Raw genomic sequence first — 14921 nt, forward strand, 5'->3', positions numbered from 1 at the left:
GTCCACAGTGGTCATCAAGGGTGACCTTCCGGCGCGCAGTCACTCAGATACGCTCCATCTTCGGCAACCAGACGCGGATCAGCGAAAACAGCCGGTCCAGATCAATCGGTTTGGCCAGATAATCATTTGAACCTGCTTGCAGACAGCGTTCCTGATCGTCCTTCATGGCCTTGGCCGTGACGGCAATGATCGGCAGTTTGCGCCAGCGCGGGTCCTTGCGAATCTCGATGGTCGCTTCGTAACCGTCCATTTCCGGCATCATCACGTCCATCAGCACCAGGTCGATGTCTTCGACCTCATTGAGCCGGGCAATTGCTTCCAGACCATTGCGCGCGATTTCCACCACCGCTCCTTTGTGTTCCAGCGCACTGGTCAGGGCAAAGATATTCCGCACATCGTCATCGACCACCAGAATCTTGCGCGCCTCGAAGACCTTGTCACGGCTGCGTGCCGTCTTGAGCATTTTCTGACGCTCGTTGGACAGCTGCGACTCGACCTTGTGCAGGAACAACGTGACCTCGTCAAGCAAGCGCTCCGGTGAGCGCGCGCCCTTGATGATGATCGAGCGCGAATACTTCATCAGTTCGGCCTCTTCATCACGCGTCATGTTGCGCCCGGTGTAGACGATCACCGGCGGAAAGGCACAGATGTCTTCGGTGGACATGCGCTTGAGCAATTCATTGCCGAGCATGTCCGGCAACTTCAGGTCGATGATCATGCAGTCGTAAACATGATCACGCAGCAGGTCCAGCGCCTCTTGGGCGAAACCCACGGCGGTGATTTCGACGTCGTCGTCACCGATCAGGCGTGCAATGCTGTCGCGTTGCAACGCGTCGTCTTCGACCAGCAGGATGCGTTTGACCTTCTGGGTCAGCTTGGCTTCCAGCTTGGCAAATACATCCTTGAGTTCTTCACGGGTCGTCGGCTTCACGGCATAGCCGATTGCGCCCATGTGCAAAGCGGCCTCCTGACGGTCCTCGACGGAGATCACATGCACCGGAATATGGCGGGTCGGCGCCAGTTCCTTGAGGCGTTGCAGCACCGTCAGCCCGGAGTGGTCCGGCAGGCGCATGTCCAGCAGGATCGCATCCGGCGTGTAACGCGCGGCAAGGTTGAAGCCTTCGTCCGCGGCATGCGCCACCAGGCAGTCATAACCCAGTTCGTGGGCCAGATCGAACAGGATCTGGGCGAACCGCACTTCGTCTTCAATGACCAGAATACAGCGCCGCTCGAAGGGCGCCTTGTCGCGGTCATCGGCAAAGACGGCCACAGGCATCTCCACCGGCACGGGCTGTTGAGCAACAGGGGTTGCAGTGACCGGCAGTTGCGGCGCAGGAGCGGCATAGGCAACGACAGGCTCACTCCCCGGTTGCTGCGGACCCTGCTCGACATACTGCTCAGGCAGCACCAGCGTAAAGATACTGCCTTGGCCCGGCGCACTGGTCACGCTGATCGACCCACCCAGCAGCGCCGCGAGATCACGGGAGATCGACAGCCCCAGCCCGGTGCCGCCATAACGTCGGTTGGTGGTGCCATCGGCCTGACGGAAGGCCTCGAAAATCCCCTGCTGATGCTCCTCGGCAATGCCGATACCCGAATCACGCACAGAGAACACGATACCCGCGCCCGGCTGGCGCGAGACGACCATGCTGACTGCACCGGCTTCGGTGAACTTGATCGCATTGGACAGCAGGTTCTTGAGAATCTGCTCCAGACGCTGTCGGTCGGTGAACAGCATGGTCGGCGCACCCGCCTGGATGTCGACCGTAAACGCCAGCTTCTTCTCCGCAGCCAGCGGCTGGAACATGCTGCGCAAGCCTTCCACCAGACGCGACACGCTGCTGTTTTCCGGACGCACTTCAAGCTTGCCGGCTTCAACCTTGGAAATATCCAGAATGTCGTTGATCAGATTCAACAGGTCATTGCCCGCAGAATAGATCGACTCGGCAAATTTGACCTGTTCCGCCGTCAGGTTCTCGCTCGGGTTCTCGGCCAACAGTTTGGCCAGAATCAGCGAACTGTTGAGCGGTGTGCGCAGCTCATGGGACATGTTGGCCAGGAACTCGGATTTGTACTTGCTGGACCGTTGCAGTTCGTCGGCCCGCGCCTGCAACTCGGCCTGAGCGATATTCAGCTCTTCGTTGTTGCGATCCAGCGCATCGCGCTGCTCGGCCAGCGCCTGGCTTTGCTCGGCCAGTTGCTGGTTGGTCTGCTCCAGTTCGACCTGCTGGGTTTCCAGGTGAGCCTGAGACTCCTTGAGGATACGCGACTGCTCCTCAAGCTCTTCGTTGGCGGTGCGCAGTTCTTCCTGCTGTACTTGCAGTTCTTCGTTGAGTTGCTGGGTTTCGGCCAGTACTTCCTGCAAACGCTGGCGGTAACGGGCAGCCTCAATCGAGGTGCCGATGTTGTCCGACACCAATTCCAGAAACTCCACATCCTGCTCAGTCAGGGGCCGCAGAAAGCCCAGCTCTATCACGCCATTGACCTGATCGTCATTGCTGGTCGGAACCACCGTGATTGCACGGGGCGAACCTTCGCCCAGACCGGAAGCCACCTTGAGGTAATCGCCCGGCACTTCATTCAGGGTGATGATCCGGCCCTGCCGGGCAGCCTGCCCCACGACCCCTTCATCGCTGTGAATGGTCTGATTCTGCTCTTCCTGTTCGCGGGAAAAGCCGTAGGACGCCACGCGGGTCAAGCCACCGTGGTCCTGCCTGATATAAACCGCTGCCACCGAAGCGCCCAGGTATCGAGTCAGAAACTGCAGGATATTGCGCCCCAGCATGTTGAGCGTCAGTTGCCCCAACACCTGCTCGGCCAGTTCGCTTTGACCATTGCGCAACCAGGCAACTTTCTGCAAACGCTCGGCGTTGATTTCCTGCAACCGGAGATTTTCGCTGTAGGTGGTCGACAGGGACAGCAAGTCCCGGCGGCCTATATACGCGAGAATGGCACTGACAATAATCACGAAGATCAGGTACAGGACGACGGAAAGAATAGTGCTGCGCGTGACCTCGGCATTGCGGGTCAGGCGAAGCTGCTGCTCCATCTCCACCGCCTGATCATATTCGGTGCGGATCTGATCGGTGATTCGCTTGCCACGCCCGGCCAGTACAGGGGTCTGGAAGTCGCCGTTATTGCGCCGAAGATTGATCATGTCCTGGGCGAAAGCATTCCACTCCTGCTGCAGAGTAGACAGACGCCGGAACCGGTCGAGCTGTGTCGGATTGTCTTCCACCAGCGTCTTGAGCCCGTCCAGTTCGGCGAGCAGCAACGGCTTGGCAACTTCATAGGGGTCGAGAAAATGCTGGTCGCCCGTCAACAGAAAACCACGCATGCCGGTTTCCATGTCTATCGAAAGCTTCATGGAACGGTTGGTGTTGTTGATCACCCGATCTGTGTGCTCGACCCACTGTATGGCCGAGAGCAGGTAACTGATCAATAAAATGAAGAAAACCGCGCTCAGTACGCCGACGCCCAATGGCAAGCCAACGTTGCGCCCCAGTAATCTCCGAAAGCGCTGCTCATCAACGACAGACGTCCGATTCATTAAATATCCCTGACGAATGGATCAAAACCACAGAGTTTGCCGTAAAGCGGCGAAAAACACTCTTATTTCTGACATAGAGGATTGAAATTTCTCACATAAATCGGCGATAAGCTCGCGTGAAAACTGTGTGTCGGGCAATTCTGGCGTGAATCGATACCCTGAACACGGGTTTGCCCGGAAATTGAACTTCTACCCGCTTTTTATTTACTGATGCATAAGCGGTATGAGTAGCGGACTGAACGGGCTCGGGTATGCTGGTCCGACATATCAAGATGCCTGATACCCTGTTTCATTTGTTTTGTTACCTTTTCAGCTTTCTTTTTAAGGAGTCAACCATGCCGAACACAGGCCGCACCATTCTCGTTGTCGAGGACGACGCCATTGTGCGCATGCTGATTATCGACGTGCTCGAGGAGCTGGAATACAACGTCATCGAAGCAGAAGACGCTACTTCTGCCCTTGTCTTTGTCAATGACTCATCCGTTCATATCGATCTGCTGATGACGGATCAGGGGCTTCCCGATATGAAAGGCACGGTGCTGGCCAAAAAAGTTGTCGAACTGCGTCCGGAATTACCCGTGCTGTTCGCCAGTGGTTACTCCGAGAACATCGAGGTCGCACCGGGCATGCACGCCATCGGCAAACCGTTCTCCATCGATCAATTGCGTGACAAGGTAAAAAGCATTTTTGTCTGACCTCAACGTTACGCCCCATCATGACGGCCACGACGCTTCCACCCGCCTGCTGATCATTGGCTACGTCTGGCCCGAGCCGCGCTCGTCGGCAGCCAGCGGGCACATGATGCAGTTGATTCAGTGCTTTCTCGAACAGGGCTGGCAGATCACCTTCGCCAGCCCCGCCACGGAAGGCGAGCACCGCGCTGACCTGATCAGCCTGGGCATCCGCGAAATTCACATCGAACTCAATAGCAGCAGCTTCGACGCTTTTGTCAGCGAGCTGCGGCCCGACATTGTGCTCTTCGACCAGTTCATGATCGAAGAGCAGTTTGGCTGGCGCGTCGAGCAGCAATGCCCTGACGCCCTGCGCATTCTGGAAACGTCGGATTTTCAGAGTTTGCGTCACGCCAGGCACCAGATGATCAAAGACGCGCCTGATGACCTGCAGAATGTCTTTGAATACGCGCAAGACCGGCTTTTCCGCCAGATCGCTGCCAGTGACCTGGCGCAGCGTGAAGTGGCCTCCTTGTACCGTTGCGACCTGAGCCTGATGACATCGGATGTCGAGATCGCGTTGCTGACCGGGGCGTTCGGGTTACCTGCCTCGCTGCTGCACTGGTGCCCGCTGATGGTTGATGGCGTACCGGAAGGCTTCAAGCCCTTTGCCGAGCGTGCGCACTTTCTCAGCATCGGCAACTTCCGGCACGCGCCCAACTGGGACGCCGTGTTGTGGATGAAGAACGCGATCTGGCCGCTGATCCGGCAGCAACTGCCCGATGCGCAGTTGCACATCTACGGGGCCTACACCCCACCCAAAGCCGCTGCACTGCACAAGGCGGCGCAGGGGTTTCATGTGAAGCACTGGGCTGAAGATGCGCTGGAGGTCATGTCGAATGCACGCGTTTGCATGGCTCCTTTGCGCTTCGGGGCCGGCATCAAGGGCAAACTGATGGACGCCATGCTGTGCGGCACTCCGTCGGTCACCACGCCGATTGGCGCCGAAGCCATGAGCGGCGACCTGCCCTGGCCAGGGTCGATCGCCAACAGCCCGGAGGATATTGCCGCGGCGGCGGTCAGGCTTTATCAGGATCAAGCGACATGGCTTGAGGCGCAGAGCGCGGGCCGCACGCTGCTGCAGACGCGCTACCAGCATCGGCAACATTGCGACAACCTGATAGCGCGCATCCAGACCCTGCGCGACGGGCTGCCAGCACACCGTCTGGCCAACTTTACCGGCAGCATGCTCAGGCATCACCAGCACAAGAGCACCAAATACATGGCGCAGTGGATCGAAGCCAAGAATCGCATCAAGGACGAAAGCGCAGGCTAGGCCGGTTTGCGGAGCAAATACGTATCCATGATCCAGCCCTTGCGCTCGCGTGCCTCGGCGCGCAGCCGCTGGATCTGCCCGCAGACCTCATCCAGCCTGCCCGACACCAGTATTTCATCCGCCGTACCCAGGTAAGCGCCCCAGTAGATATCCAGGCCCTGCCCGACATAGCGCTCGAACGTGCAATGCGCGTCCAGCATGACCACGACGTTGGCCGGTTGCGCCAGCGGATCGGTCGCCAGGCGTCGGCCCGTGGTGATGTGTATCGGCTCGCCAATGCGGTTGAGCGGTATCCGGTGCCGTGCCACCAGGCTCTGGACACTGGTGATACCGGGAATCACCTGATAATCGAACACCATCTGGCCCCGCGCCAGGACCCGGTCAAGGATGCGCAGTGTGCTGTCGTACAGCGACGGGTCGCCCCAGACCAGAAACGCGCCGACCTGGTCGGCCTCCAGCTCATCACTCAGCAGTTGTTCGAACAGCGCCGCACGTTGCTCATGCCAATGATCGATGCCCCGCTCGTAGACATCCGGATCGCTCTCCCGCGGCGGGTCCTGGACCTGAACCAGCCGATAGCGCGAGTGGGTGATGTAGCGTTGGCACAGCTCTTTTCGCAGCCGCAACAGTTCATCGTCGGCATAGCCTTTGTCGAGGATGAAGAACACCTCGGCACGGTTCAACGCCGCAACAGCCTGCAAGGTAATCTGCTCGGGATCGCCGGCGCCCATGCCGATCAGGAGGATCTCTTTCATCGGACAACCGCTCCAGTGTGGCGAATCATGTCAGGCCTGTGATCGTAGGCGATTTTTGGCAAGGATCGGGCATGGAAGCAAAAAATCAGGCACATTACTGTTCTGGCAACTGCTGAACACGACCAAGCCATGAGTAAAACAACAAGAATTGCAGACCCCTCCTACGAACTGATGGACGACCACAACGGCCTGTCGATCATTTATCGCGAGCATGGCTTTCCGTGCCCGCTGGTGCGCTGGCATTTCCACAAGGAATACGAGCTGCACCTGATCGTCGCCAGCTCCGGTAAAGTCTTCGTCGGCGATTACATCGGCAACTTCAACCCCGCCAGCCTGTTTTTGACCGGCCCCAACCTTCCGCACAACTGGATCAGCCAGATCGACGAAGGCCAGGTGGTGCCCAAACGCGACATGCTGGTCAACTTTACCGACGAACTGCTGGAAAGCGGCAATCAGGTATTCGCGGAACTGAAAACCCTTAACCCGCTGCTGGAACGCGCGCGCTACGGCATTGAGTTTCGCTGCACGCGCACGATTCGTCAGGCCATGAAGCAGATGCAAAAGATTGCAGATTCACGCGGCGTCACCCGCCTGGGGCATTTTTTCATTCTGCTGGAACTGCTGGCAGCCAGCGACGACTACCAGCTGTTGTCGGGCACGGCTGTCGCTCATACCGCCGATGAGCACAGCGTCGACCGTACCAACCGCGCGGTGGATTACATTTTTGCCCACTACGGACGCGAACTGCCGCTGGAAGAAGTGGCGGAGTACCTGGGCATGAAACCCACCTATTTCTCCCGGGTATTCAAACAGGCCACCGGGCGAAGTTTCGTGGAGTTCGTCAATCGACTGCGCATCAGCAAGTCCTGCGAGTTGCTGGCCGATGGCGAAAAACCGGTCACTGATGTGTGCTTCGAGTCGGGCTTCAACAATATTTCCAACTTCAACCGGCGCTTTCAACAGCTCAAGGGCATGACGCCCTCACATTATCGCCGCCTGGCCGTTCAGCGCCTGACCGAACAAAACCTGTACTGATTCGCCCTGCTTTCGCTGGCATCGTCTAGGCTGCCATTGCGCCGACGCCTGCCGGAGGGCGGTTGCGGATTGCTGCAGCTTATCGGCACAGTGCAAAAAAGTATCAGTCGGAGTGCTGCGCAGGATTTGTCTTTAAACCTGAACGCCGTTGTAATCAGTCCACATCTTCCTCACCTCCGGAAGAGAAAAAAACAATAACCATCCTTCTGCTGCTCATTGGGCGTGGAAGAGGAGTGATCAATGAAGACCTCAGCAAAACTTCTGCTCGCCAGTTCCGTCCTCAGTACCTGTTTCGTATTCAGTGGCAGCGCCACGGCCGGCACCGTGACCATTGCCACGGTCAACAACAGCGACATGATCCGCATGCAACGCCTCTCCAGCGAGTTTGAAAAAGCCCACCCTGATATCAAACTCAAGTGGGTGGTGCTCGAAGAAAACGTCCTGCGCCAGCGTCTGACCACGGACATCGCCACCAAGGGCGGCCAGTTCGATGTGCTGACCATCGGCATGTACGAGGCGTCGCTCTGGGGTCAGAAAGGCTGGTTGCAGGAAATGAAAGACCTGCCCGCCAGCTATGACCTGGACGATGTGTTCCCGTCAGTGCGCGACGGCCTGTCGGTGGACGGCAAACTGTTCGCTCTGCCGTTCTACGCCGAGGCGTCGATCACCTACTACCGCACCGACCTGTTCAAGGCCGCAGGCCTGACCATGCCGGAACGCCCTACCTGGACCCAGATAGCCGACTTTGCCGGCAAGCTGACCGACAAGTCCAAGGAACAGTACGGTATCTGCCTGCGCGGCAAGGCCGGCTGGGGTGAAAACATGGCACTGATCACCACCCTGGCCAACGCCTATGGCGCGCGCTGGTTCGATGAACAGTGGACACCGCAGTTCGACCAGCCGGAATGGAAGAACGCGCTGAACTTCTACGTCAACACCATGAAACAATCCGGCCCGCCGGGCGCTTCCAGTAACGGCTTCAACGAAAACCTTGCGCTGTTCAACAGTGGCAAATGCGCGATCTGGGTGGACGCCAGCGTCGCCGGCTCGTTTGTGACCGACAAAAAGCAAAGCAAGGTGGCCGACGATGTGGGCTTCACCTATGCGCCTCACGAAGTGACCGACAAGGGGTCGGCCTGGTTGTATTCGTGGTCGCTGGCGATCCCGACCAGCGCCAAGAACGCCAAGGAAGCTGCCGAGTTTACCCAGTGGGCGACCTCCAAAGAGTACGCCAAGCTGGTGGCCGACACCGATGGCGTGTCCAACGTACCGCCTGGCACCCGCGCCTCGACGTACAGCGATGCGTACAAGAAGGCCGCGCCGTTCGCCAACATTACCCTCGAGTCGCTCAAGGCCGTCACGCCCAAGTCGCCGACGCTCAAACCCGTGCCTTATGTCGGCATTCAGTTGGTGACCATTCCTGAATTCCAGGCCATCGGCACCAGTGTCGGCCAGCAGTTCTCGGCGGCCTTGATTGGTCAGGCCACCGTCGAAAAAGCCTTGGAAAACGCGCAGACCGCCACCGTGCGGGACATGAAACGAGCGGGTTACCCTAAAAAGTAAACCCCGTGCTGCGGGGTGAGCGCTTCGGCCCTCACCCTGCCCTTCAACTGCGCAACCACTCTGGTGCAATCCGGTTCGGAGCTTCCCATGACTACCTCAGCCTCCCCTGAACGCACGGACCTGTCCGGCGTTCAGCCCCCGATCAAAAGCCGTCGCTTCAAACCGGGCTGGTTTCTGGTCAGCCCTTCGGTAGCGCTTCTGCTGGTGTGGATGATCGTGCCGCTGGGCATGACCATTTATTTCTCGCTGATCCGTTACAACTTGCTGTCGCCCGGTGAAAACGAATTCGTCGGGCTGGAAAACTTTCAGTATTTCGTCACCGACAGCGGCTTTTTGCCCGGTGCGGGCAATACCTTGCTGCTGGTCGGCAGTGTGCTGGCGATCAGCGTGATCCTCGGCGTACTCATTTCGGCCCTGCTGGAAGCCAGCGAGTTTTTCGGTAGAGGCATTGTCCGCGTCCTGCTGATCTCACCCTTCTTCATCATGCCCACCGTCAGCGCGCTGATCTGGAAAAACCTGATTTTTCACCCGGTCTCCGGCGTACTCGCGGCGGTGTGGAAGTTCTTCGGCGCGGAGCCCATCGACTGGTTCGCCCACTACCCGATGCTGTCGATCATCATCATCGTGTCCTGGCAGTGGCTGCCATTTGCCATCCTGATTCTGATGACCGCCATGCAGTCGCTGGATCAGGAGCAAAAAGAGGCAGCGCGCCTGGACGGTGCCGGCCCGCTGGCGATCTTCTGGCACTTGACCCTGCCGCACCTGGCCCGCCCTATCGCCGTGGTGGTGATGATCGAAACGATCTTCCTGCTCTCGGTGTTCGCTGAAATCTTCACCACCACCAACGGCGGACCGGGCTTTGCTTCGACCAACCTGGCGTACCTGATCTACATCCAGGCGCTGCTGCAGTTCGACGTCGGTATGGCCTCGGCGGGCGGGCTGATTGCCGTCGTCATTGCCAACATCGCGGCGATCATCCTGATCCGGATGATCGGCAAAAACCTCACCGACAAGTCATGAGGACCTTGCCATGATGACGCTCAAACAATCACGACGCCTGCAAAGCCTGCTGCTCGGAACCCTGTCCTGGCTCATCGCCGCACTGGTGTTCTTCCCGATCTTCTGGATGGTACTGACCAGCTTCAAGACCGAGATCGACGCCTTTGCGACGCCGCCTCAACTGTTTTTCACCCCGACGCTGGAGAACTACCTGCACATTCAGGAACGCAGTGATTACTTTCACTTCGCCTGGAACTCGGTGCTGATCTCGTTCAGCGCCACGGCCCTGGCGATGCTGATCGCCATACCTGCGGCCTATTCGATGGCATTTTTCGAAACCAAGCGCACCAAAGGTACGCTGCTGTGGATGCTGTCGACCAAAATGCTGCCGCCGGTGGGTGTGCTGATGCCGATCTACCTGTTGGCCAAGACGTTTGGTCTGCTGGATTCGCGGCTGGCGCTGATCATCATCTACACGCTGATCAACCTGCCGATCGTGGTCTGGATGATCTACACCTACTTCAAGGACATTCCCGGTGAAATCCTCGAAGCCTCGCGTCTGGACGGTGCCAGTACCCGCCAGGAGATCTTTCGTGTGCTGATGCCGATCTGCAAAGGCGGCCTGGCGTCCACCGCGCTGCTGTCGTTGATTCTGTGCTGGAACGAGGCGTTCTGGTCGCTGAACCTCACGTCGTCCGCTGCGGCGCCATTGACTGCGTTGATCGCGTCCTACTCCAGTCCTGAAGGGCTGTTCTGGGCCAAGCTTTCAGCGGTGTCGACCCTGGCATGCGCACCCATCCTGATTTTCGGCTGGATCAGTCAGAAACAACTGGTTCGCGGCCTGTCGTTCGGCGCTGTCAAATAGCCCCGACCCAAAGAATAAAAAGGAGTCAAACATGGCTAACCTGAGCATCCGCAATCTGCAAAAAGGCTTTGACGGTCACCAGATCATCAAAGGCATCGATCTGGACGTGAAAGACCGAGAGTTCGTGGTGTTCGTCGGGCCTTCGGGCTGTGGCAAGTCCACCCTGCTGCGGCTGATCGCCGGGCTTGAAGAGGTCACGTCCGGCACCATCGAGCTCGATGGCCGAGACATCACCCAGGTCACGCCGGCCAAACGTGACCTGGCGATGGTGTTCCAGACCTACGCGCTGTATCCGCACATGACGGTGGGAAAGAACCTGTCGTTCGCGCTGGACCTGGCCGGTGGCGACAAAGCCGACATCAAGAAAAAGGTCGATGAAGCCGCTCGTATTCTGGAGCTTGGCCCGTTGCTGGAGCGCAAGCCCAAGCAGCTCTCCGGCGGCCAGCGTCAGCGTGTGGCCATCGGACGCGCCATCGTGCGCAACCCGAAGATTTTCCTGTTCGATGAACCCCTGTCCAACCTCGACGCCGCGCTGCGGGTGCAGACCCGCCTTGAACTATCGCGCCTGCACAAGGAGTTGCAGGCCACGATGATCTACGTCACCCACGATCAGGTCGAAGCCATGACGCTGGCCGACAAGGTGGTGGTGCTCAATGGCGGCAAGGTCGAGCAGGTCGGCTCGCCGCTGGAGTTGTATCACCACCCGGCCAACCTGTTCGTGGCCGGTTTTCTCGGCACGCCGAAGATGGGCTTCCTCAAGGGCAAGATCAGCCGTGTCGACAGCGCCGGTTGCGAGGTCGAACTCGACGCCGGGACCCGCATCAGCCTGCCGGTCAACGCCACCGGGCAGAGTGTCGGCGCGCCGGTCACCCTGGGCATTCGCCCGGAACACTTGAATCTCGCGCAGAACGGCGACTGCCAGTTGCAAGTCATCGCCGACGTCAGCGAACGCCTCGGCAGCGATACCTATTGCCATGTGCGCACCCATTCCGGCGAACCGCTGACGCTGCGTATTCGCGGTGACCTGGCGAGTCAGTACGGCGAAACGCTGAACCTGCACCTCGACAGCACCCATTGCCACCTGTTCGACGCGCAAGGTCTGGTGATTGCCAAAGCCTTGCAGACGGCCGCCGCCTGAGCTCCGGAGAATCCTTCATGAAACTGAACAAAAACAATCTGTCGCAACTGGATGCAGACATTGCCCTGCCCGCGTACGCGGTCGAAAGCACGCGTCAGGGCATTGCCCACATCGGGGTCGGCGGTTTCCATCGGGCGCATCAGGCGTTTTATACCGATGCGCTGATGAACAGCGGCGAAGGCCTGGACTGGAGCATCTGTGGCGTGGGCCTGCGCCCTGAAGACAAAGCCGTGCGGGATGCGCTGGCGCAGCAGGACTACCTGTACACGCTCTATGAGCTGGGTGACACGCCAGACACCGAAACCAGCGTCATTGGCTCGATCAGCGGCATGCTGCTGGCCGAAGACGGCCCGCAGGCGCTGATCGACAAGCTGGCCAGCCCGGACATCCGCATCGTTTCGCTGACCATCACAGAAGGCGGTTATTGCATCGACGACAGCAACGGTCAGTTCATGGCGCACCTGCCGCAGATTCAGCACGACCTGGCACACCCGGATCAGCCCAAAACGGTGTTCGGCTTCCTGTGCGCCGCGCTGGCTCGCCGACGCACCGCTGGCGCGCCCGCCTTTACCCTGATGTCCTGCGATAACCTGCCGCACAATGGCGCGGTGGCGCGAAAGGCGCTGCTGGCGTTTGCCGCGTTGCACGATGCCGATCTGCATGACTGGATCGCCGCCAACGTGAGCTTCCCGAACGCAATGGTGGATCGCATCACGCCCATGACCAGCGCCGCACACCGGCTGCAACTGGCAGACGAGAAGAACATTGACGACGCCTGGCCCGTGGTCTGCGAACCGTTCGTGCAATGGGTGCTGGAAGACAAATTCGTCAACGGTCGTCCGGCCTGGGAAAAAGTCGGCGTGCAGTTCACCGACGACGTGACGCCCTACGAGGAAATGAAGATCAAGCTGCTCAACGGCAGCCATCTCGCGTTGACCTATCTGGGCTTTCTGAAAGGCTATCGCTTCGTACACGAAACCATGAATGACCCGCTGTTCGTGCGTTACATCCGCGACTACATGGACCTGGACGTCACCCCGCAACTGGCGTCGGTGCCGGGCATCGATCTGGAAGGTTACAAGGACACGCTGATCGAGCGCTTTTCCAACCAGGCGATTGCCGATCAGCTGGAACGGGTCTGCTCGGACGGCTCCTCTAAATTCCCTAAATTCACCATTCCCACCATCAATCGCCTGATTGTCGATCAAGGAAACCTGGAGCGCGCTTCGCTGGTGGTGGCCGCATGGGCGCTGTATTTGAAGGGCGTTGACGAAAACGGGGTGACCTACAAGATTCCCGACCCGCGCGCCGAGTTCTGTCAGGCACTGGTGGCTGACGACGCACTGATGACCCAGCGTTTGCTGCAGGTGGAAGAGATTTTCGGTCTGGCCATTCCGCAATCGGCCGAATTCGTGGCGGCGTTCGAGCAAAACGTCAATAATCTGCGCGAATCGGGTGTCAGCGGCACCCTGGAAAAACTTCTCGCCACCGGCCGCTGAGGGACACATCATGTTTCTTGGAATCGACTGCGGCACCCAGGGCACCAAAGCGCTGGTGCTGGATGCCGAAAGCGGCAAGGTACTGGGCGAAGGCTCGGCCCCCCACAGCCTGATCAGCGACCACAACGGCCGCCGCGAACAGGACGTGCAGCAATGGCTGGGGGCGTTGCAGCAAGCCGTCCGCGAGGCGTTGGCCCTTGCTGACGTTTCCGGGCAGCAGATTCTGGGCATCGGCGTCTCCGGTCAGCAACATGGTCTTGTGCTGCTCGATGATCAGGGTCAGGTGCTGCGCCCGGCCAAATTGTGGTGCGACACCGAAACGGCCCCTGAAAACCGGCGGCTGCTGGATTATCTGGGCGGACCTCAAGGCTCGCTCGACCGTCTGGGACTGGTGATCGCGCCGGGCTACACCGTGTCCAAGCTGCTGTGGACCAAAGAGCAGCACCCCGAGGTGTTCGAACGTGTCGACAAGGTGCTGCTGCCCCACGATTACCTCAACTACTGGCTGACCGGGCGTTGCTGCACCGACTACGGCGATGCGTCGGGCACGGGCTATTTCAACGTTCGCACACGCGAATGGGACTTGCCGCTGCTCGCCCACATCGACCCGAGCGGGCGTCTGGGCAAGGCATTGCCACCCCTGCTTGAAGCCGATCAGCCGGTGGGTACCCTGCGGCCCGAGGTTGCCGAATTGCTGGGGCTCAATCCGCACGCGCGGGTCTCCAGCGGCGGCGGCGACAACATGATGGGCGCCATCGGCACCGGCAATATCCAGCCGGGGCTGATCACCATGAGTCTGGGTTCGTCAGGCACTCTGTACGCCTACGCGGACCAGGCCACGGTCAGCGAACACGCCTCCGTCGCGACGTTCTGCTCGTCGTCCGGTGGCTGGTTGCCGTTGATTTGCACCATGAACCTGACCAACGCCACCACGGCCATACGCGAGCTGTTCGCGCTGGACATCAAGAACTTCAACCAGGCGGTCGCCCAGTCGCCCATCGGCGCCGAAGGCGTGCTGATGCTGCCGTTTCTCAACGGTGAACGCGTGCCCGCCCTGCCCGACGCCACCGGCAGTATCGTCGGGCTGGACAGCACCAACCTGACCCAGGCCAACCTGTGCCGGGCGGTGGTCGAAGGCACGACCTTCGGTCTTCGTTACGGCCTGGACCTGCTTCGCGACAGCGGCATACGCAGCGAAAAGATCCGTCTCATCGGGGGTGGGTCCAAAAGTGCAGTCTGGCGTCAGATCGTGGCCGACATCATGGACACGCCGGTGATCTGCACCCACCATTCGGAAGCTGCCGCCCTCGGCGCAGCCATTCAGGCCGCCTGGTGCTGGTCGACGGCCAACGGCAAGGCTCAAGACTTGCACACCCTGTGCGAGCGCTGCGTGAGCCTCGACCCAAGCAGCGAGACCCACCCTGTCGCGGACAACGTGACGGCGTATCAGCAGGTCTATCAGTCCTATCAGGCGCAACTGCGCGACGTTTGAACCCTGTCTTTTCATGGA

At 59.4% G+C, this 14921-nt stretch carries 11 protein-coding genes; 9 read left to right on the forward strand and 2 right to left on the reverse strand.

Annotated elements, in window-relative coordinates; all coding sequences use genetic code 11:
• Positions 1 to 43: 43 nt before the first annotated feature.
• Complete coding sequence (locus tag BW686_RS04825; RefSeq protein WP_084914838.1) at positions 44 to 3550, reverse strand: response regulator; 3507 nt, start codon at positions 3548 to 3550, stop codon at positions 44 to 46.
• Between the two features lie 335 nt (positions 3551 to 3885).
• On the opposite strand from BW686_RS04825, the gene BW686_RS04830 reads away from it, so the two are divergent.
• Together BW686_RS04830 and BW686_RS04835 are read left to right on the forward strand one after the other, a co-directional pair.
• On the forward strand, positions 3886 to 4245 hold the full coding sequence (locus BW686_RS04830; protein WP_084915083.1) for a response regulator: 360 nt from the start codon (positions 3886 to 3888) through the stop codon (positions 4243 to 4245).
• Positions 4238 to 5557: a glycosyltransferase gene (locus BW686_RS04835; RefSeq protein WP_373270980.1), complete on the forward strand. Its 1320-nt coding sequence runs from the start codon at positions 4238 to 4240 to the stop codon at positions 5555 to 5557. Before BW686_RS04830 ends, BW686_RS04835 begins: the two co-directional genes overlap by 8 nt.
• Here the strand turns inward: BW686_RS04835 and cobF are convergent.
• Positions 5554 to 6312: a precorrin-6A synthase (deacetylating) gene (cobF, locus tag BW686_RS04840; protein WP_084914841.1), complete on the reverse strand. Its 759-nt coding sequence runs from the start codon at positions 6310 to 6312 to the stop codon at positions 5554 to 5556. The two genes, BW686_RS04835 and cobF, sit on opposite strands and share 4 nt — an antisense overlap.
• A gap of 129 nt (positions 6313 to 6441) precedes the next feature.
• Here cobF and BW686_RS04845 point away from each other — a divergent pair, with 129 nt between their 5' ends.
• The 7 genes from BW686_RS04845 (at position 6442) to xylB (ending at position 14903) form a co-directional block, all read left to right on the forward strand.
• Positions 6442 to 7347: an AraC family transcriptional regulator gene (locus tag BW686_RS04845; protein ID WP_084914843.1), complete on the forward strand. Its 906-nt coding sequence runs from the start codon at positions 6442 to 6444 to the stop codon at positions 7345 to 7347.
• 240 nt (positions 7348 to 7587) lie between these two features.
• On the forward strand, positions 7588 to 8910 hold the full coding sequence (locus BW686_RS04850; RefSeq protein ID WP_084914846.1) for an ABC transporter substrate-binding protein: 1323 nt from the start codon (positions 7588 to 7590) through the stop codon (positions 8908 to 8910).
• 87 nt (positions 8911 to 8997) lie between these two features.
• On the forward strand, positions 8998 to 9930 hold the full coding sequence (locus BW686_RS04855; protein WP_084914849.1) for a carbohydrate ABC transporter permease: 933 nt from the start codon (positions 8998 to 9000) through the stop codon (positions 9928 to 9930).
• Between the two features lie 10 nt (positions 9931 to 9940).
• Positions 9941 to 10774 carry a carbohydrate ABC transporter permease gene (locus BW686_RS04860; RefSeq protein ID WP_084914851.1) on the forward strand — a complete coding sequence of 278 codons (834 nt, stop codon included), beginning with the start codon at positions 9941 to 9943 and terminating at the stop codon, positions 10772 to 10774.
• Between the two features lie 31 nt (positions 10775 to 10805).
• Positions 10806 to 11912, forward strand: a complete 1107-nt coding sequence (locus tag BW686_RS04865) for an ABC transporter ATP-binding protein (protein ID WP_084914853.1) — start codon at positions 10806 to 10808, stop codon at positions 11910 to 11912.
• 17 nt (positions 11913 to 11929) lie between these two features.
• Positions 11930 to 13411 (forward strand): mannitol dehydrogenase family protein, encoded by a 1482-nt coding sequence (locus BW686_RS04870; RefSeq protein WP_084914855.1) that lies wholly within the window; start codon positions 11930 to 11932, stop codon positions 13409 to 13411.
• Between the two features lie 10 nt (positions 13412 to 13421).
• Positions 13422 to 14903 (forward strand): xylulokinase, encoded by a 1482-nt coding sequence (gene xylB, locus BW686_RS04875; RefSeq protein WP_084914857.1) that lies wholly within the window; start codon positions 13422 to 13424, stop codon positions 14901 to 14903.
• The last annotated feature ends 18 nt before the right edge of the window (positions 14904 to 14921 follow it).

The organism is Pseudomonas syringae (assembly GCF_002157375.1).
In the GTDB taxonomy this organism is placed as follows: Bacteria; Pseudomonadota; Gammaproteobacteria; order Pseudomonadales; family Pseudomonadaceae; genus Aquipseudomonas; species Aquipseudomonas syringae_T.

Coding starts and splice junctions, on each gene's coding strand:
- BW686_RS04865 (WP_084914853.1), top strand. CDS start 10,806: ATGGCTAACCTGAGCATCCGCAATCTGCAAAAAGGCTTTGACGGTCAC.
- BW686_RS04830 (WP_084915083.1), top strand. CDS start 3,886: ATGCCGAACACAGGCCGCACCATTCTCGTTGTCGAGGACGACGCCATT.
- BW686_RS04860 (WP_084914851.1), top strand. CDS start 9,941: ATGATGACGCTCAAACAATCACGACGCCTGCAAAGCCTGCTGCTCGGA.
- BW686_RS04825 (WP_084914838.1), bottom strand. CDS start 3,550: ATGAATCGGACGTCTGTCGTTGATGAGCAGCGCTTTCGGAGATTACTG.
- BW686_RS04855 (WP_084914849.1), top strand. CDS start 8,998: ATGACTACCTCAGCCTCCCCTGAACGCACGGACCTGTCCGGCGTTCAG.
- xylB (WP_084914857.1), top strand. CDS start 13,422: ATGTTTCTTGGAATCGACTGCGGCACCCAGGGCACCAAAGCGCTGGTG.
- cobF (WP_084914841.1), bottom strand. CDS start 6,312: ATGAAAGAGATCCTCCTGATCGGCATGGGCGCCGGCGATCCCGAGCAG.
- BW686_RS04845 (WP_084914843.1), top strand. CDS start 6,442: ATGAGTAAAACAACAAGAATTGCAGACCCCTCCTACGAACTGATGGAC.
- BW686_RS04870 (WP_084914855.1), top strand. CDS start 11,930: ATGAAACTGAACAAAAACAATCTGTCGCAACTGGATGCAGACATTGCC.
- BW686_RS04850 (WP_084914846.1), top strand. CDS start 7,588: ATGAAGACCTCAGCAAAACTTCTGCTCGCCAGTTCCGTCCTCAGTACC.